Genomic DNA, 18,850 nt, shown 5'->3' with positions numbered 1-18,850 from the left:
GAACGTCTGATGCGCAGGCAAAAAAAAGCCTCGCATCGCTGCGAGGCTTCTAAAACTTGGCGCCCGAAGTTGGACTCGAACCAACGACCCCCTGATTAACAGTCAAGTGCTCTAACCGGCTGAGCTATTCGGGCGGGGTGCGCATTGTAACCAGTTTTTCGCGGGTTGTAACCCGTTTCGGCCGAATTTATTCACGCACGGTGATACGGGTGGTTGGCCAACATCGCGGCCGCCCGATACAGCTGTTCGGCGACCACCAGCCGCACCAGCATGTGCGGCAATGTCAGCGGACCGATCGACCACTTCTCGTCGGCCAGCGCCGATACCTCGGCCGAATGCCCTTCCGGGCCGCCAATCAGGAACGCCAGGTCCCTGCCCTGCCCGCGCCAGTGTTCGAGCCGCTGCGCCAGCTGTTCGGAACTGAGCTGCCGACCCGGTACGTCCAGCGCCACCACGTAGGCATTCTTCGGCAGCGCCGCGATCACCCGCTTGCCCTCGTCGTCGGTGGCGCGGCGCGCATCGCGGCCCTTGCCGCGCAGGCCCGGCTCGATCTCCACCAGGTCGAACGGCAGCCAGTGCGACAGCCGCTTCTGGTACTCGGCAAAGCCCTGCGCCACCCAGCTGGGCGCGCGTTCACCGGTGGCAATCAGCCTGGCCTTCATTGTTGAGCTCCTTCAAATGACAACGGCGCCACCCGGCGCCGTCATCGTTACCCCGCATGCCGATCTCAGCGCGCGGTGTAGTCGTCTTCTTCGTCTGCGGCGTCGAGCAGGCTCGGCGGCTGGTCGCCGACGGTCCACAGGCGCTCCAGCGCGTAGAACTCGCGCACGCGCGGCAGCATCACGTGCACGATCACGTCGCCCAGGTCGACCAGCACCCACTCGGCTTCGCGCTCGCCTTCCACGCCCAGCGGCATCACACCCAGGTTCTTGGCGAACTTCACCACTTCGTCGGCAATGGACTTCACGTGGCGGCTGGAGGTGCCCGAGGCGATCACCATGTAATCGGCGACGCTGGACTTGCCGATCACATCGATCTCGACGAGATCCTTGGCCTTCAGTTCTTCAGTGGCCTTGCGCACGCACTCGAGCAACTGCTCGTTGGACGGCGCCGGGTTGGGCAGTTGGACCTTGATGGTCTGGGGCTGGGCTTGGTTGCTCAAAGCGGGGAGACTCGATAAATGTGGGACGGATTATACGGTCCCAGCGACATGAACGTATTCATGGTGCTGGGGCCCCGTACAGGCGGTGCTCGGCGATGTAGTCGGCCACCGGCGCAGGCAGCAGCGCACGCCAGTCGCCACCGCTGGCGATCCGCGCACGTACCGCGCTGGCGGATTCGCCGCGCAGCGGGGCCTGCAGGCGCAGGACCCGCCCCGCAGGGTTCGAGAACAGCTCGCGCTCATGCGCCGCCCAGCGCCCCTCCAGCGCCTGCGCCAGTGGCGCCGGCAGGCTGCGCTCCAGCGAACTGCCCGGGCGGTCGGCCACGATGAAGTGCGCCAGATCGAACAGGGCCTCCCAGTCGTGCCATGACGGCAGGCCGAGCAGGCTGTCGGCGCCCACCAGCCAGGCCAGCGGCTGGCGCGGCCCCAGCTCGGCGCGCAGTTCGCGCAGCGTGTCTACGGTATAGGACGGCAGGCCCGGCTGGCGCTGCGCGCGCTCCAGCTCCCGCCGGTCCAGCAGCAGCCCGGGCTCATCGCCGATGGCAAGTTCCAGCATCCGCGTGCGCTGCTCGGCATCGGCCCCCGGCGCAGGCCGGTGCGGCGGGTCTGCCGCCGGCAGCAGACGCACGGCCACCTGCAGCTGCTCGCGCGCCGCGCGCGCGATGGCCAGGTGCCCCAGGTGCACCGGGTCGAAGGTTCCGCCGTAATGGATGCGCAGGCCCATTGGGCTCAGGCACGGGCCAGCAGGCGTACCGCGCGTGCTTCGGCCACGGCGATCAGCAGCCGCTCCAGCCCCAGCCAGGGGTCGCCGTCGGCGCGCCCCTTGGCCATGCGGTCGACCAATCCGGCCTCGGCCACGAAGCGCTCCCAGCGCTTGGCCTCGGGATGGCGCTGCAGCGCGCGCTTGAACGGTGCCTGGCGCGATTCCCAGATGCCGCGGCTCTTCATTTCCGCCGCCAGGTTGCCGCCGCGTGCCTGCACCCGCGCCAGCGCGGCGGTGGAGAGCATTTCGCGGATCACCATCGGCATCAGCGCGGCCACCGCCTCGCCTTCGCCACGCAGGCCGGCCAGCATGCGCAGCACGGCCGCGGGCTGGCCGGAGAAGGTGGCTTCCAGCAGGCGGAACACGTCGTAGCGGGCGGCGTCGGCCACCAGCGATTCCATCGTCTCCACGTCCAGCGTCTGGCCGCTGGCCAGCAGCGCCAGCTTGTCGATTTCCTGCGCGGCGGCCAGCAGGTTGCCTTCCACCCGCTCGGCCAGCCGCTGCACGGCGGCCGGATCGGCGCGCAGGCCCTGCTGGCGCAGGCGGCGTTCGATCCATTCGGGCAGTTCGTGCGGCTTGATCGCCCACGCCACCGACAGCACACCGACGCGGCCCACAGCCTCGGTCCACTTGGTCTGGTGGGCCTTGCTCCATTCGTTGCAGGTAATGAGCAGGATCACGTCCGGCGCCGGATTGGCGCAGAACTGGGTGATGACCTCGCTGCCCTCTTTGCCGGGCTTGCCACTGGGCAGGCGCAGCTCCACCAGCCGGCGGGCACTGAACAGACTGGGCGCGTTGAAGGTGGCGTCGAGCTGGTTCCAGTCGAAGTCGCGCCCGTCGGCGTCGAACACTTCGCGCTCGTTCACCCCATCGGCCCGCGCGCGGGCGCGGATCGCATCGGCCGCTTCCAGCACGCGCAGCGTTTCCGGCCCGGCAATCAGATACACCGGGGCCAGCGCCTGGCTGGCCGGTTGGCTGGCAAGTTGTTCGGGGCGCAGTTCCATGGGGCGTCCGGTCCGCGGGCGGACCGGTCAGAGGCCCTGCGGCGGCGTGGCCGGGCTGGCCGGCACGGTGGCCGGCGGCGTCGCCGGCTTGGCGGGCACGGTCGCCGGCTTGGGCGGCTGCAGCGTGCCGCGCTCCAGTTCGGCGCGCACCACGCTGTCGATGCGGCGCATGATCGAGGCCGACATTTCGCGGCGCAGCTCGTCGGCGAGGATCTCGCGTTCGGTGGTGGTACCGGTGGCGTCGGTCGGCGGCGACACGTAGTCGCGCGACAGTTCGATTACCTGCTGCGGCACCAGGTCGCTGCCGTCTTCGCGGCGGAACACGAAGATCACCGCGTAGCGCAGGCTGTATTCCTGGGCACGGCCCTGGGCATCGATCGCGATCGGCAGGTCGCCCCAGCGCTCGGAGAGCACCTGCAGCTGCGCCGCCGGTTCCTTGCTGTCGGCATCGGCAATCTGCGCGCCCGAGGCCAGCAGGCCACGACGCAGCAGCTTGGCCAGTTCGCTGTAGGGGGCGGTGGACACCACCTTCACCGCGGCGGTATCGGCCGGCAGCATCAGCTTGTTGCGCAGATGGAAGCCGCACCCGGCAAGGGCAGAGGCAAGAACGAAGGCGAGCAGGATTCGGATCATGGCCACAGTCTGGAGGAGCCGGACGAAGCCGGCAACAGGGAATTCGACGCCCAAGATGCCCGAACCGACGTGAACGCCGCTTGAGACCATTCCAGCGCCATCGTCCTGCGCACGTAACAATTCGGTAGTGCCACGCCATGCGTGGCAACCGCGCAAAGCGCGGCACAAGCATCCGAAGGCGGAACACCCCAACGTCGTCGTTACGACCCGACGTTTGGACCTGGCCGAAGCCACGCGTCAAACGTTCATGACCCCGGATCGGAGAGCAGCCACGCATGGCGTGGCTCTACCCCCGGTTGCCGCGCATCGCCGGACGGCGCCACGCAATGCGTGGCACATGCCCACCGGCCGCCTACGCGGCCACGATATTCACGATCTTGCCCGGCACGATGATGATCTTGCGCACGGTCAAGCCCTCCAGGAACTTGGCCGCGTTCGGCTCGGCCAGGCCCAGCGCTTCCACCTGGTCGCGCGCGGCATCGGCCGCCACTTCGATGGTACCGCGCAGCTTGCCGTTGACCTGCACCGCCAGGGTCACCGCGTCGCGCACCAGCGCGGCGCTGTCGGCCTGCGGGAAGCGCTGGTCTTCCAGCAGCGTCTCGCCGTGGCCCAGCACCTGCCACAACGCGTGGCTGGCATGCGGGGTGATCGGGTTGAGCAGCAGCACCGTGGCCTGCAGCGCCTCCTGGCGTACCGCACGACCCTGCTCCGAGCCGTCATCGAACTTGGCCAGCGCGTTCATCAGTTCCATCACCGCCGCAATGGCCGTGTTGAAGCTGTGGCGGCGGCCGTAGTCGTCGCCGACCTTGCCGATGGTCTCGTGGGTCTTGCGGCGCAGCGCCTTCTGTTCAGTGGTGAGCGCAGCCACGTCCAGTGCCGGGGCGACGCCCTCGGCCGCATGCTTCTGCACCTGCGCCCACAAGCGACGCAGGAACCGCGCCATGCCATCCACGCCGGCTTCGTTCCACTCCAGCGACTGCTCCGGCGGCGCGGCGAACATCGAGAACAGGCGCACGGTGTCGGCGCCGTACTTGCCCACCATCGCCTGCGGGTCCACGCCGTTGTTCTTCGACTTGGACATCTTCTCGGTACCGCCGATCACCACCGGCTGCCCGTCGGCGATCAGGGTGGCACCGGTGATGCGGCCGCGCTCGTCGCGCTGCACGTCCACGTCGGCCGGGTTGATCCAGTCCTTGGAGCCGTCCGGGTTCGGGCGGAAATAGGTTTCGGCAATCACCATGCCCTGGCACAGCAGGTTCTGCGCCGGCTCGTTGCTGTCCACCATGCGCGCATCGCGCAGCAGCTTGTGGAAGAAACGGAAGTACATCAAGTGCAGGATGGCGTGCTCGATGCCACCGATGTACTGGTCCACCGGCAGCCAGTAGTTGCCGCGCTTGTCCACCGCATCGCGGGCACCGGGCGAGGTGTAGCGCGCGTAGTACCAGCTCGATTCCATGAAGGTATCGAAGGTGTCGGTCTCGCGCTCGGCCGCGCCGCCGCAGTCCGGGCAGGTGGTCTTGCGCCATTCCGGATCGGACTTGATCGGCGAACCGGTGCCGACGAAGTTGACGTTCTCGGGCAATACCACCGGCAGCTGTTCTTCCGGCACCGGCAGCGCACCGCACTTCGGGCAGTAGATCACCGGAATCGGGCAGCCCCAGTAGCGCTGGCGGCTCACGCCCCAGTCGCGCAGGCGATAATTGACGCGGCGCTGGCCCTGGGCCTTGCGCTCGAAACGCTCGGCCAGTGCCTCGAACGCCCCCTGGTAATCCAGGCCGTCGAATTCTTCGGAATTGACCAGCTCGGTGTCGCGGGTCTTGTCGCCGTACCAGTCCTGCCAACGCGTTGCGTCGTAGGCGGTCTCTTCCTTGCGCAGCGCCTTCAGCGCGATGACCTGGCGGATCGGCAGGCCGTACTTGTTGGCGAACTCGTTGTCGCGCTGGTCGTGACCCGGCACGGCCATCACCGCGCCAGTGCCGTAGCCCATCAGCACGAAGTTGGCCACCCACACCGGCACCTGGGCGCCGGTGACCGGATGTACGGCGCGCAGGCCGGTATCCATGCCGCGCTTTTCCTGGGTTTCCAGTTCGGCTTCCGACACGCCGCCCTGCTTCATCTCGGCCAGCAGCGCAGCCAGCGCCGGGTTCGACTTCGCCGCATGCTGGGCCAGCGGATGCTCGCCGGCGATCGACACGAAGGTCACGCCCATCACGGTATCCGGGCGGGTGGTGAACACGCGCAGCGGGTCCAGCGCGCTGCCGTCGGCGTCGCGCACGTCGAACTGGATCTCCAGCCCTTCCGAGCGGCCGATCCAGTTGCGCTGCATGGTCTTGACCGAATCCGGCCAGCCCGGCAGCTCATCCAGGCCGTCCAGCAGTTCCTGGGCGTAATCGGTGATGCGCAGGAACCACTGCGGGATCTCGCGCTTTTCCACCAGCGCGCCGGAACGCCAGCCGCGGCCATCGATGACCTGCTCGTTGGCCAGCACGGTCTGGTCGATCGGGTCCCAGTTCACCACCGCATTGCGGCGGTAGGCCAGGCCCTTGCGCATCAGCCGGGTGAACATGCGCTGCTCGTGTACGTAGTACTCGGGCGTGCAGGTGGCGAACTCGCGCGACCAGTCGATCGCATAGCCCATGGACTTGAACTGCCCACGCATGTGCTCGATGTTGGCGTAGGTCCATTTGGCCGGCGCGGTCTTGTTCTTGATCGCCGCGTTTTCCGCCGGCAGGCCGAACGCATCCCAGCCCATCGGCTGCAGCACGTTGTGGCCGGTCATGCGCTTGTAGCGGCTGATCACATCGCCGATCGTGTAATTGCGCACGTGGCCCATGTGCAGCGCGCCCGACGGGTACGGCAGCATCGAGAGGCAGTAGTACTTCGGCTTGTCCGATGTCTCGCTCACCTCGAAGGCGCGCGTGGCGTCCCAGAACTTCTGGGCGGCGGATTCAACCTGCTGCGGATCGTATACGTTGGGTTCGACGCTGGTCATGGAAAACACAGTTGCGGCGGCAAAGCGGCACAGGGTACCGCAGTGCGGCAGAGGGCTCCAATCGTGCCGTCGCATCCGTACGGCCGCGCGCCTCATCCCGTTGAAATATCAGGGAATTACAATTCCACGCAGAAACCTGCAGCGTGCCCACGCGCGCATTCGGCCCTCCGAACGGGCTGGGAAGCCGCCGTCAGACGCGGCGAACGGCGGCTGCGACCGGAAGCGCGGCGGCCAGCCACACCGCCCAGGCAACGAACGCCACGCGCTGGGCCACCGGCGCCGGCATTACTGTCTGCAGCACGAAGGCGCCCACCAGGGTGGCCAGGCCTGCCGCCAGGTGCAGTGCGGCCAGCCGGCCCCAGCCCGGCAGCCGCCGTGCGCCCAGCCCGGACATCAGTGCGCCGGGCACGAAGGCCAGCACCCACACCATCCATGCGCTGGCGTGGAACTGGCTGGCCGGGCTTTGGATGTCACTGGCGTCCAGCGGCAGCACGCCCATCGCCGCGAACGCCAGGCCGGACAGCACCAGCATCTGGCCGCCCACCCGCAGTGACCACGGCGCGGTGACCGGGACACGGGCCAACAGGCGCAGCGCCACCAGCGTCGCCAGCAGCCCTGGCAACACGAACCCCAGCACGTCGAAGGCGCCGGCATGCGGCACCCCCATCGCCCCCAGCAACGCTACCGGGTGGCCCAGCGGCAGGTAGCCCGGCAAGGCCGCGCCGAAGCCCACCACCGACGCCAGGAACAGGACGGCGCCCAGTGCGCCCAGCAGGGGGTCGAATCGTTGCAGAGTCTTCATGCGGCCATTGTCCGCCAGCACGCCGTCCGCGCCTATAGGGTCTGCCTTCCATTGGGGTTGCTTCTGAATATGCGCGACCTCATACACTGGGTACATCTATATCGTTGACCTGCCGACCATGAGCGAACTGCCCCACGTCTTTGATGCCACTACCGAAACCTTCGAAACCGAGGTGCTGCAGAAGTCGTTGCAGACCCCGGTGCTGGTCGACTTCTGGGCCACCTGGTGCGAGCCCTGCAAGACCCTGGGGCCGATGCTGGAGAAGCTGGCCGGCGAGTACAACGGCGCCTTCGAACTGGCCAAGGTCGACGTGGACAAGGAGCAGCAGATCGCGGCGGCGTTCCAGATCCGTTCGGTGCCCACCGTGTTCCTGGTCAAGGGTGGCCAGCTGGTGGATGGCTTCCCCGGCGCCCTGCCGGAAGGCCAGTTGCGTGACTTCCTGACCCAGCACGGCATCAGCCCGGCCGAGGCGCCGGTTGAGGCTGCCGAGCCGCCGCCGCTGGACCCGCAGGCCCAGGTCGATGTGCTGCGCGCGGCCGTGGCCGCCGAGCCGGACAAGGCCGAGCTGAAGCTCGACCTCGCCCTGGCGCTGCTGCAGATCGGCGCGACCGCCGAGGCCACCGCCCTGATCGAGGCGCTGCCGGCCAATCTGTCGACCGACGACCGCGCCGTGCGCGCCCGGGCACGCCTGGACTTCGCCAGCGCCCTGCAGGACGCCCCGCCCGCCGAGACCCTGGAGGCCCGCATCGCCGCCAATGGCGCCGATCTGCAGGCACGCCACCTGCGCGGCGTGCAATTGCTGTTGGGCGGCCAGGACGAAGCCGCGCTGGAACAGTTCCTGGCCATGCTGAAGCAGGACCGGGGCTACGAGGCGGGGTTGCCACGCAAGCTGATGATCGACGCATTCAAGGTGATCGACGATGCCGTCTTGGTGGGACGCTATCGCCGCTCCATGGCGGCGCTGCTGTTCTGAGCGGCGCAGTCCGCAGAAAGAATCGAAAGCGACAGGCAGTGTCGCTTTCGGCACTACTCGATTCGGGCATCGCCCGGTGTGATGTGCATCACGTTCAGAAACCCTGCACGACTCCCGGGCGATAATGTCAGAGTGGTCTGAATACGACCGCGATTCATTCGGGGGGATGAGGTCTGGGCCATGGGGGCCACAGGGCTGAGCCCCGGCGCGCAGGGCCCTGATGACCGTGAGTTCCACCCGTTTCCCGCACCCTGCCTGGCTGTGCGCCCGCCTCTTCCTGCTGGCGGCACTGCTGTTGCCCGCATTTGCCGCATCCGCCCAGGACTGGACCTACCGGGTCCGCCCCGGCGACACCCTCTGGGACCTCGGCGACCGCTATCTGAAACCCTCGGTGCCGTGGCAGCGGCTGCAATCGCACAACCGCGTGGCCGATCCCTATCTGCTGCCCCCGGGCAGCCAGCTGAAGTTCCCCATCGCCTGGCTGCAGGTGCAACCCGCCCCCGCGCGGGTGCTGGCCGTGCGCGGCCGGGTCCAGGCCCGCCTGGGCGACAGCGGACCGCTGCGCGAGGTGTTGGAGGGTGAACAGCTCGGCATCGGCCAGCATCTGCTGACCGGGGGCAATGCCAGCGTCACCCTGGCCTTCGCCGACGACTCGCGGATGCAGCTGCGTGAAAACTCGCACCTGCGCCTGGACCAGCTCAGCCGCTACGGCAGCACCGGCATGGTCGATACCCGCATGCGGCTGGAACAGGGGCGCAGCAGCAACCGGGTCACCCCGGCCAAGGGCCCGGCGTCGCGCTACATCATCGATGCCCCCGCGGCCACCAGCAGCGTGCGCGGCACGGTGTTCCGGGTCAGCGCTGGCGGTGCGGGTCACAGCGCCGCCACCGAGGTCATTGAAGGCCGCGTGCAGGTCGGCAACCGGCGTGGCCAGCAGCTGGTCACGCGCGGCCACGCCAGCCGCGCCAGCACTGCCGACACCCGTCCGCAGCCGCCCGAAGACCTGTTGCCGGCGCCCGTGCTGGACCCGGCCCGGCCGCGCCTGGACGCCCTGCCTGCCGTGATCGCCTGGGCACCGGTGGCACAGGCCGCGCAGTACCGCGTGGACGTGGTGCGCGCCGACCAGCCAGAGGTGCTGCTGTTTGCGCAGGACACCACCGAGCCGCACACGGTCCTTCCCGATCTGGAACCCGGCGCGCTGCGCCTGCTCGTACGCGCCGTCAGCGCCGAGGGCGTGGAAGGCCTGGATGCCGAGCTGGACTTCCAGGTGAACGACCAGCCGGCGCCCCCGCTCACCCTGCGCCCGGTCAACACCGAGACCCTCAACAGCGCGCGCCCGCGCTTCGAATGGAGCCAGGTGAACGGCGCGGCAGGCAGCGTGCTGCAGATCGCCCGCGACCCGCAGTTCCTGCAGCCGGTGCTGGAGCAGGACGCGCGCGGCACCCACCTGCGCGCCGCACAGGACCTCGCCCCCGGCGCCTATTTCTGGCGCGTGGCCTCGCGCGCTGCCGATGGCCGCCGCGGCCGCTTCGGCCAGCCGGTGGCATTGACCCTCACCGACGCCCCGGTGGACCCGGCCCTGCAACCGCCGCAGGCGGCCAAGGGCCAGCTCACGCTGCGCTGGCAGGCCGGCGCGCCGGGCCAGCACTACCGCGTGCAGCTGGACCGCAAGGGCGACTTCACTCACCCGCTGCTGGATGAGCAGGTGGACCAGCCGCAGGTGTCGCTCAAGCGCCCGTGGCACGGCACGCTGCATGTGCGCGTGCAGTACATCGACGACGATGGCTATGCCGGTCCGTTCTCGCCGGCGCAGCAGGTCCCGCTGCCGTGCCGCACCTGCTACGGTGCCGCCGGCGCCACCGTGCTCCTGTTGCTGCTGCTGTGAAGCCGCTCACGCTCTCCTGGCCAAAGCGCATCGCGCTGTCGCTGCTGGTCGGCGCACTGGCCGCGCTCGCCAGCCAGGGGCAGTGGTTCTGGAAGCAGGACGAAGCGGTGTATGACGCCTACGTGGGCGCGTGGGACTACACCCCCGACCCGCGGCTGCTGATCGTGGCGATCGATGACGACAGCCTGCAGCAGATCGGGCAATGGCCGTGGCCGCGTTCCACCCATGCCCGCCTGCTCGACCGCCTCACCCATGCCGGCACCCGGCGCGTGGTGCTGGACCTGATGCTGTCCGAGCCGGACCGCCAAGACAGCGCGCAGGACGCGGAGCTGGCGGCCGCCATCCGTCGCAATGGCCATGTGGTGCTGCCGGTCCTGGCCGCGCCGGCCAACGGCCCCGGCATGGCGGAGGAACTGCTGCCGATCCCGATGATCGCAGCCAACGCCGCCACGCTGGGCCACAGCGACATCGAAGTGGATGGCGACGGCGTTGCGCGCGGGCTGTACCTCACGGCCGGAATCGGGTCACCGCATTGGCCGGCGCTCGGCCTGGCGCTGGCCGACCAGCGTGGCCCGCTGCCCGGCCTGATCGACGCCGACACGCATCCCGCCTCGCCCTACCAGTGGCGGCGCAATCATTTTGTGCGCGTGCGCTATGCCGGTCCGCCGGACAGCATTCCGCAAGTGTCGTATGTGGACGTGCTCAACGGAGAAGTGGATCCGGCCCTGCTGCAGGACCGGCTGGTGCTGGTGGGCATGACCGCCAGCGGGATCGGCCCGCGTCTGCTCACGCCCACCGCGCGCGAGCGCTGGATGACGGGCACCGAATACCAAGCCAACGTGGCCTCGATGCTGCTCGCCGGCAAGGCCATCACCCCGCTTGCGCTGCCCTGGCAGGCCGCATTGAGTGGCCTGCTGGTGGCGCTGTGCGCCCTGGGCCTGACCCTGCCGCGCGCGGTGGCCAGCGCGCTGCTGGCGTTGCCGATGGCACTGCTGACCAGCTTCGTGCTGCTGCGCGCGGGCAACCTGTGGTTCGCGCCGGCGGCGGCATTGGTCTTCACCCTGGTCGTGATCTTCGCGTGGGTACTCTGGCGGATCAGCGCCTGGCGCCGCCAGGCCAACAGCGACGCGCTCACCGGCCTGGGCAACCGCCTGCGTTTTGAACAGGTGCTGCAGCAGGAGCACGACGCCGGGCGCCGCAGTGCACGCCCGCTCACGCTGGTGCTCATCGACGTGGACCACTTCAAGCAGCACAACGACCTGTACGGCCACCACGCCGGTGACGCCGTGCTGCGCCGCATCGCCAGCACCCTGCGCGCGCATGCGCGACGCCCGCGCGACATGGCCGCGCGTTTCGGCGGCGACGAATTCGCCCTGATCCTGCCCGACACCAATGCGGAGGGTGCCGTACAGGTGGTCGAAGACCTGATCGCCGACGTGCGCGCACTGAAGGTGCCGACCGATCCCGGCCATACCCTGCAGGTCACCCTCACCGTGGGCATCTACACCCGCGTGCCCACCGCCACCAGCGAACCGCGCCACTACTTCGCAGGCGCCGACGCGGCCCTGTACCGCGCCAAGGATGCCGGCCGCGACGGCTACGCGGCGGACGCGGAAGATGCCGGAGACGATGCAGGCCACATCGACGGCGCCCGCACCGAATCGTAGAGCCACGCCATGCGTGGCTGAATCGGCACGCGAGAAACACCCAAACACCGCGCACCATCACCTTCCAATCGGAACCCTGTCGCCAAAGCGATTTCACGACACCTGCGTTCGTGGTTTTCCTATACCCCACGCCCAACCGAACTGCTCCACTTCGCATGCCCCGCGTGTGCGGGAAGCAAGGAGCAGGACATGAAGAAGCTGCTGTGGATGTTGCTGGCTGCACTACCAATGCAGGCGATCGCAAGTGATGACGACCCGATTGCGTACAAGTGCTACTACTGCACGCCGGACGAGATGGAAACTGTAGCGCTAGCGCAAGGAGTTGGCACGCACTATGTGTATGACGCCTACAAACTAACCATCTCCGGCTATACCGTACACAATCAAGATGGCGCACTTAAGGCCGAGCCCTTTGAAAAAGAGAATTGGCTTGAAGCGCAGTTCCTTGGAATGATTGCCCTTTACAATCCGTACAACGGAGCAATGGATAAGTACATTAATAACGTCACTCTTCTTGCGCCAAACACGGAACATGGACGAAACATAACCGACCGATACATGTGGGGGCAGCATTTAACTGCGCTGAATCCGCATCACGCCGAGGCCAGGCGGACCGTCCTGCGCTATCTAACCGAATTCAACGAACTCTCTTTCCTGGATACGACGTCAAGCGGAGGAAAGCTACTAAAGTTCGAATACATGCTTGATGGCAACCACCCAATCGGCGCGGCAATTAGTTTTTCAACCCGTAGCGACAGCATCGCAAGTTTCTTTTTTGATCATGACAGCCGCCAGTGGCAATACAGCCACAGCTCTCTTCCACAAAACCATTCTCAGACACCCCTGCAGGAAAGTCGCGAGGATTTTGCTCCAGAGGAAGGCGATACCGTTTATGACTACAGGCCAGCCGACGACCCTTGGGTCAAGGCATTTGTTGAGAGAGCGAAGTGGGCGAACATCCCGGTTCACGGCCAACGCCCCTTCTACAATCACGTCCGCATTACATGCAAGCGCGCTGGCGAGGATATTCAGTGTTACATCCAATAGCTGACGAATAGCGCGACGAGCAGCGGCCACATCTCCGATGACACTATGCATTTCCGAATTACCCACCTTGGGACAATTTCATCGCATGAGGCAACTCGTAGGTTCTCATTACGTATCTCTCCTGCCCGGCCTCTTGAAGATGCTTACCGCCACGCAGAACCTTGGTCCGCGACTACCACGTGTGGGACCTGGGGGGCTCGATCGAGTTGATCAAGCCCGGCCACGGCACGGTGGTTACCGAGTTCCGGCCGGATGACGCGTTGCTCGACCCGTTGCGTGCGGCGACGGCAAATGGCGAGAAATGCCTGCGCTTCTTCGGCCTGTCGGCGCTTCTGAGCACCGCGGGTGAAAAAGCCTGGCGTGTAAGTGCGGCAAGCCTCTTTGAAACCGCATGGTCGCGATGGAAACGTGGAAGCGCACCAGAGATGTGGCCGCGTAGCATTCGCGGCCCTCTCTCAGTCGTGTGATCACTCGCATGCAGCTCATCGACAACGCTACGCAGCCGTCGAACCGAACCTTGCCCGCCTCCGCCGCCCACGACCGACCTGGCGAAATCTCTCGCGAGGAGCTGCTTGCACTGACCTCCATGGCGAACGCGGAATTTGAACGATATGCACTGCTTCCGAGCCCTGGCTCCGCCCCGCCCCACGCGAGGCTGAGAACCGATGACGGCAACGCAGTGTCGATGCCGGCCAATGTACAGCACGTGGCGCAGGATGCGGCCCACGCGGCGACCTCATCCGCAGCACCAACGACCTCATGGTTGAACGCCGATGGCTCCTTGAACGAGGCGCTGCCCGCCGAGGTGCTATTCCAGCGTGTTGTCGAGAACGCATCGGACTCTGCAATCGTCAGGGCATTTGCCGAGTGGGTCTGCGAGGCGGAGTTCGAGGAAGGAGATGCCGGCTTCATTAGCGACGGTGACGCCTATGACATGTCCATGAGCGTCCGCAATGAGGGCAATTTCCTGGATCCGAACCTGCAGGATTTGGCCGGCGAGGCCATGCAGGACTTCGCTGATACCCGACATCGGTGGAACGACCGCGTTGTCGCAAAGGTCGTCGAGCAATTCGAGGGGCTCAGCTCAACCGCACCAGGTGACCTGCCGGGTGCACTCCAGGTATTCAAGCACGCCGCTTACGGCGCCATGCGGGAGGAGGCCATGGACATTCTCGAACGCTGCACCCGGGCGTTGGTGCACTCGGACTAAGGTCCAGCGGACTGCCTGGCAGAGGCGGCGGGCGATGCCGGCCGCCCACCATACGCTTGCGAATGGTAGACTCCCTGCACCTCCCCTGCCCGTGCCCCTCCCGATGAAGGCCAGCCTGTTTCGACTCGGACTGAATCTTTGGCCGCCGTTCCTGTTTACCGGCATCCATGTCACCGAGGTCAGTCCCGACTACCGGCATGTGCGGGTCGAGCTGCGCATGCGGCCGTGGAACCGCAACTACGTGGGCACCCACTTCGGTGGCAGCCTGTTCGCAATGACCGATCCGTTCTGGATGCTCACCGTCATGCAGAACCTGGGCCGCGACTATTACGTGTGGGACCGGGCAGGTGCGATCGAGTTCATCAAGCCCGGCCGGGGCACGGTGGTCGCCGAGTTCCGGCTGGACGATGCATTGCTCGACCAGTTGCGTGCGGCAACCGCCAATGGCGAAAAATGCCTGCACTGGTTCAGCAATGACATCATCGACGCGCAGGGCGAAGTCGTGGCGCGCGTACGCAAGCAGGTGTACGTCCGCCTGAAACCAGAAGCTCGCAAGTAAGCCCGTAGTGCCACGCCATGCGTGGCAGTATCGAACAACGGTCGATACCTACCACCCCATCGGCAATGCAGCGCTGACGGTAGGTTCCCACCCCTCTCGCGGCGGGCCGAGACGTGGCACTTGAACGCGTTTTCCATCGTCGCTAATGCGCAAGGGGCGCTCCGCGCTACCGAGCTCGCTGGGCAACCCCGCCAGCACTTCCGCCGCCCCGCCTTCGCTGTGCGGCTGGCCACGCAGCCACAGCATCGCACCGGCCATGCGCAACTGCGCACCCACATCCTGCATGCGCCGTGGGTATTGGTCATAGGCGGGCCCGGCAATATCCACCAAGGTGCAGCCCACCGCATTCGCCACACACGACAGATCCCACACCGACGGCGGCGGTGCCAGCTTCACCCGTTGGTCCTGACGGATCTGCGCCTGCACATCATCGGCACAGCTGCGCGACAAAAGCCATGCATTGCGCGCCAGCGTCTTGCGCTTGTCCAGCAGCAGCTGTTCCGAGCCGGAAAGCTGGACCATGGCAGTCTGCTGGAAGGCGAACTCGCCCCGCATCGGCTGGCACAGGTCCAGCTCGGCCAGCTGCGGCGGCAGGAACGCGCGCGTGCACACCGGCGGTACCGCCACATCGGCGGGCAGTTCGGCCAGGATGTCGGTGAACAACGCCGCGCTGCGTTCGGCCCAGGCGCCACCGACCATCGCCACCAGCAGCATGTCGCTGTCGGACATCAGCATGCGCGCGCTCGACACGTCTTCGCATACGCCCTGCAGCGCCAACGCGCTGTCACCCCGCACGTGGGCCAACGCAAGTGCCGGCGTGCGCTCAAGCACCATCGCCATCTGCGGAAACGGCACGCCGGGGTCCAGATCGAATGCATTGCGGTAATAGCGGTAGCCGGACAGCGCTGCGATGCGCTCGTGCAGCGCCTCGTGACCTTGATGTGCGGCAGCCACTTCGTCGGCATGGGTTTTCACCTGCGCCAGGCACGACGCCCCCTGGCGGCACCACGTCGTATCGCGCGTCACCGCTGCGAAGCGCTCGTCCGCCACACTGATACCCGGGCGATGCGCACTGGCCGGCTCCCGGAAGCGCCCCGCATCTTCGGCCACCAGTGCTTCCCATTGCGCGGAAGGGATGCCGTCGTACGGCAGCAGCCATACCGCAGCAAATGCATTGGCCTGCGGCGGACGGGCTGCAGGGGGTGCCTCCATCATCTCCAGCGCCGCACGCTCGGCGGCCGGGATCGGCATTGCCCATGAGATTCCCAGTACCAGCAGCGCCAACGCCACCAACCCGGCCAGCACTAGGCCCGTCCATTTCAATACGGTCAACACAGTTTTCCCCCAACGGGTCGCATCCCTGGACGCCCCGGAGCGTAAACCGGCCAACGGCCCCGCTACAATGCGCGGATGTCACCCGAAGCCCCCCACCTCGTTCCGCGCCCCTCCCTGCAGCGCCTGTTCCTGACCGGCCTGCTTACCCTGCTGCCGATCTGGCTGACCTGGGTGGTGGTCAAATTCGTGTTCGTGCTGCTGTCAGGCATCAGCAGCCCGGTGGTGGTGCCGCTGTCGAGCCAGATCGCGGCCTCGTTCCCGCACTACCTGGGCTGGGTCAAGGTCGAGTGGATGCAGAACATCATCGGCCTGGCCGCCACGCTGCTGGTGATCCTCAGCGTGGGCGTGCTCAGCCGGCGGGTGATCGGCCAGCGCCTGCTGCGCTGGTTCGGTGCCGTGATCAAGCGCATTCCGCTGGCCAGCATCATCTATGAAAGCGCCAAGAAACTGCTGGACATGCTGCAGACCGAGCCGGGCACCACACAGCGCGTGGTGCTGATCGACTTCCCGCACCGCGACATGAAGGCGGTGGGGCTGGTGACGCGGGTGATCCGCGAACAGGGCACCGGCCGCGAGCTGGCGGCCGTGTACGTGCCCACCACCCCCAACCCGACCTCCGGCTATCTGGAGATCGTGCCGGTGGAACTGCTCACCCCGACCGACTGGACGGTGGACCAGGCCATGAGTTTCATCATTTCCGGAGGTGCCGTGGCACCGGAGACCGTGCCGTTTACCCGGGCCGGGGAGCGCTGAATAGGGGTTTACGCCCCTTCAGGCCTTACGTGGGACACGCATGGCGTGTCGCTACCTGTCTGAACCTCACCGGGGCCGGCGCTGGCCGTGCCCGGTCGATTCAGGCAAGCTTCCTCGTCTGTATAGGATTTACGGAAGCACTCGATGCCCCTTCCCGCCCGTGCCCTGGCGCTTGCCATCGCCTCGCTGCTGATCTTCGGTGCAGCCGCGCCCGCGGAGGCCGCCAAGAAGAAGGCCAACCGGCCAGCCGCCGCGCAGACGCGCCAGGCCGCCAAGCCCAAGCCCAAACCCCGCTCACGGCCGGCCGCGCCCGCCCGCCAGCCGCTGGTCCGCCAGCAGACCAAGGCTGCACAGCTCGACCGCATCTACGACGAGTACTGGGACGCCTCGATGCGGCTCAACCCGCTGCAGGCCACCTTCCAGGGCGACGGCCGCCACAACGACCAGTTGCCGAACATTCTGTCCCCCGCCTACCGCCAGCAGTCGCACGACTTCACCGAACAGTGGCTGGGCAAGGTGGAGAAGATCGGCTCCGACGGCCTCACCGGACAGGACCTGCTGAGCTACCAGATCTTCGTGCGCGATGCGCGCATGTCGCTGGCGGCAGAAAAGTACCCCGGCTGGATGCTGCCGGTGAGCCAGTACTACAACCTGGGCAGCATCATGGCCATCCTGGGGTCCGGGTCCGGCGCGCAGCCGTTCAACACCGTGCAGGACTACGACACCTGGTCGAAACGATCGCTGGGCATTCCACCGTTGTTCGACCAGGCCATTGCCAACATGCGCCAGGGCATGAGCGCCGGCGTGGTGCAGCCGCGCGACCTGATGGAGAAGGTGCTGCCGCAGCTGGACGCGGTGATCAAGCCCACCGCCGAGGAAAGCATCTTCTGGGCGCCGGTGCGCAACATGCCCGACGACTTCCCCGAGGCAGACAAGGCGCGCATCACCGCCGAATACAAGCGCATGATCGAGTTCCGGTTGATGCCTGCCTACCGCGCACTGCGTGGTTTCATCGCCACCGAATACCTGCCCGCCACCCGCAGCAGCGACGGGCTGTCGGCGTTGCCGAACGGCCAAGCCTGGTACGCGCAGAATATCGTGCAGAGCACGGCCAGCACGCTCACGGCGGCGCAGATCCATGCGATGGGCCAGCAGCGCGTGGCCAGCCTGCAGGAACAGATCGCCGGCGTGATGAAGGACAACCGCATCCGCGGCTCGCAGCAGAAGCTGCTGCGCAGCATGCGCACCGACAAGAACTTCCAGTACCCCAACGCCGAGGCACTGCTCTTCCGTTACAAGCAGTTGCAGCAGCAGGTGGGCGCACGACTTCCCTCGGTGCTGGACACCCTGCCCAAGGCACCGCTGGAGGTGCGTGCGGTAGAGGCCGATCGTGCCGCCAGTGCGGCGGCGGCCAGCTACCAGCAGCCGCTGCCGGACGGGATGCGACCGGGCGTGCTGTATGTCAACACCAGCGCGCTGCCCAGCCGCCGCCGTTGGTCCGCACCGATGCAGTACCTGCACGAAGGCATTCCCGGCCACCATGTGCAGCTCGGGTTGCAGCAGGAGCTGGACAAGCTGCCGCGCTTCCGTCGCCTGGGCGGCGATGTCGCTTTCGTCGAGGGATGGGGGCTGTACGCCGAATCGCTGGGTGACGAACTGGGCGTCTACCAGGACCCGTATGAGCGCATTGCCTACCTGCACAGCGCGCTGACCCGCAGCGCACGCATGGTGGCCGACACCGGCGTGCACACCCAGGGCTGGAGCAAGCGCCAGGCGGTGGACTACCTGGTGAAAACCGCCGACATGCCGGTGGAAGACGCCACCGCCGAGGTGGAACGCTTCATGGCCCTGCCCGGCCAGACCCTGGCCAACGGCCTGGGCGAACTGAAGATGATGGAACTACGCGACAAGGCCAAGGCTGCCAAGGGGGCGAGCTTCGACGAACGTCGCTTCCATGCTGAAGTACTGCGCGACGGCTCCATGCCGCTGGATATCCTGGAGGCGAAGATCGACCGCTGGATTTCCGCACCGGCCGCTGGGACCGCCCCGGCGCGGTGAGCAGACG

General features: G+C 67.0%; 17 protein-coding genes and 1 tRNA gene. 9 read left to right on the top strand and 9 right to left on the bottom strand.

Annotated elements, in window-relative coordinates; all coding sequences use genetic code 11:
- Window positions 1-57: 57 nt before the first annotated feature.
- From ACOZHM_RS13745 to ACOZHM_RS13710, 8 genes are all read right to left on the bottom strand, one after another.
- Window positions 58-134: transfer RNA gene (locus tag ACOZHM_RS13745), tRNA-Asn, on the bottom strand.
- A gap of 57 nt (window positions 135-191) precedes the next feature.
- Window positions 192-662 (bottom strand): 23S rRNA (pseudouridine(1915)-N(3))-methyltransferase RlmH, encoded by a 471-nt coding sequence (gene rlmH, locus ACOZHM_RS13740; protein WP_421569878.1) that lies wholly within the window; start codon window positions 660-662, stop codon window positions 192-194.
- Between the two features lie 65 nt (window positions 663-727).
- Window positions 728-1,162: a ribosome silencing factor gene (gene rsfS, locus ACOZHM_RS13735; protein WP_421569877.1), complete on the bottom strand. Its 435-nt coding sequence runs from the start codon at window positions 1,160-1,162 to the stop codon at window positions 728-730.
- A gap of 58 nt (window positions 1,163-1,220) precedes the next feature.
- Window positions 1,221-1,886: a nicotinate-nucleotide adenylyltransferase gene (gene nadD, locus ACOZHM_RS13730; RefSeq protein ID WP_421569876.1), complete on the bottom strand. Its 666-nt coding sequence runs from the start codon at window positions 1,884-1,886 to the stop codon at window positions 1,221-1,223.
- Between the two features lie 5 nt (window positions 1,887-1,891).
- Window positions 1,892-2,929, bottom strand: a complete 1,038-nt coding sequence (holA, locus tag ACOZHM_RS13725) for a DNA polymerase III subunit delta (protein WP_421569875.1) — start codon at window positions 2,927-2,929, stop codon at window positions 1,892-1,894.
- Between the two features lie 27 nt (window positions 2,930-2,956).
- Complete coding sequence (gene lptE, locus ACOZHM_RS13720; protein WP_421569874.1) at window positions 2,957-3,562, bottom strand: LPS assembly lipoprotein LptE; 606 nt, start codon at window positions 3,560-3,562, stop codon at window positions 2,957-2,959.
- A gap of 352 nt (window positions 3,563-3,914) precedes the next feature.
- Window positions 3,915-6,554 carry a leucine--tRNA ligase gene (gene leuS, locus ACOZHM_RS13715; protein ID WP_421569873.1) on the bottom strand — a complete coding sequence of 880 codons (2,640 nt, stop codon included), beginning with the start codon at window positions 6,552-6,554 and terminating at the stop codon, window positions 3,915-3,917.
- A 190-nt stretch (window positions 6,555-6,744) separates the two neighbouring features.
- Window positions 6,745-7,356 (bottom strand): DUF998 domain-containing protein, encoded by a 612-nt coding sequence (locus ACOZHM_RS13710; protein WP_421569872.1) that lies wholly within the window; start codon window positions 7,354-7,356, stop codon window positions 6,745-6,747.
- Between the two features lie 118 nt (window positions 7,357-7,474).
- Between ACOZHM_RS13710 and trxA the strand changes: the two genes are divergently transcribed.
- The 7 genes from trxA (at window position 7,475) to ACOZHM_RS13675 (ending at window position 14,697) form a co-directional block, all read left to right on the top strand.
- On the top strand, window positions 7,475-8,329 hold the full coding sequence (gene trxA, locus ACOZHM_RS13705) for a thioredoxin (protein WP_421569871.1): 855 nt from the start codon (window positions 7,475-7,477) through the stop codon (window positions 8,327-8,329).
- Between the two features lie 220 nt (window positions 8,330-8,549).
- Window positions 8,550-10,214: a FecR domain-containing protein gene (locus ACOZHM_RS13700; RefSeq protein ID WP_421569870.1), complete on the top strand. Its 1,665-nt coding sequence runs from the start codon at window positions 8,550-8,552 to the stop codon at window positions 10,212-10,214.
- A complete protein-coding gene (locus ACOZHM_RS13695) occupies window positions 10,211-11,881 on the top strand; it encodes a CHASE2 domain-containing protein (protein ID WP_421569869.1) in 1,671 nt (556 codons plus the stop codon). Before ACOZHM_RS13700 ends, ACOZHM_RS13695 begins: the two co-directional genes overlap by 4 nt.
- A 189-nt stretch (window positions 11,882-12,070) precedes the next feature.
- Window positions 12,071-12,928 (top strand): hypothetical protein, encoded by an 858-nt coding sequence (locus tag ACOZHM_RS13690; protein WP_421569868.1) that lies wholly within the window; start codon window positions 12,071-12,073, stop codon window positions 12,926-12,928.
- A gap of 161 nt (window positions 12,929-13,089) precedes the next feature.
- On the top strand, window positions 13,090-13,395 hold the full coding sequence (locus ACOZHM_RS13685) for a hypothetical protein (protein WP_421569867.1): 306 nt from the start codon (window positions 13,090-13,092) through the stop codon (window positions 13,393-13,395).
- Between the two features lie 8 nt (window positions 13,396-13,403).
- Complete coding sequence (locus ACOZHM_RS13680; protein ID WP_421569866.1) at window positions 13,404-14,138, top strand: hypothetical protein; 735 nt, start codon at window positions 13,404-13,406, stop codon at window positions 14,136-14,138.
- A 103-nt stretch (window positions 14,139-14,241) separates the two neighbouring features.
- Window positions 14,242-14,697 (top strand): DUF4442 domain-containing protein, encoded by a 456-nt coding sequence (locus ACOZHM_RS13675; protein ID WP_421569865.1) that lies wholly within the window; start codon window positions 14,242-14,244, stop codon window positions 14,695-14,697.
- Between the two features lie 48 nt (window positions 14,698-14,745).
- Here the strand turns inward: ACOZHM_RS13675 and ACOZHM_RS13670 are convergent, their stop codons facing one another.
- The gene (locus tag ACOZHM_RS13670) at window positions 14,746-16,029 is read right to left on the bottom strand and encodes a hypothetical protein (protein WP_421569864.1); all 1,284 of its coding nucleotides are present in this window, start codon (window positions 16,027-16,029) and stop codon (window positions 14,746-14,748) included.
- A gap of 78 nt (window positions 16,030-16,107) precedes the next feature.
- Between ACOZHM_RS13670 and ACOZHM_RS13665 the strand changes: the two genes are divergently transcribed.
- The gene (locus ACOZHM_RS13665; protein WP_421569863.1) at window positions 16,108-16,785 is read left to right on the top strand and encodes a DUF502 domain-containing protein; all 678 of its coding nucleotides are present in this window, start codon (window positions 16,108-16,110) and stop codon (window positions 16,783-16,785) included.
- Between the two features lie 144 nt (window positions 16,786-16,929).
- Window positions 16,930-18,843, top strand: coding sequence for a DUF885 domain-containing protein (locus ACOZHM_RS13660; protein ID WP_421569862.1), 1,914 nt, complete (start codon window positions 16,930-16,932; stop codon window positions 18,841-18,843).
- Window positions 18,844-18,850: the final 7 nt, after the last annotated feature.

It is taken from the genome of Stenotrophomonas sp. PD6, assembly GCF_049199305.1.
Lineage (GTDB): Bacteria > Pseudomonadota > Gammaproteobacteria > Xanthomonadales > Xanthomonadaceae > Stenotrophomonas.
Note: the sequence above shows the minus strand (reverse complement) of the source record. Positions and strands in the feature narration are given on the sequence as shown.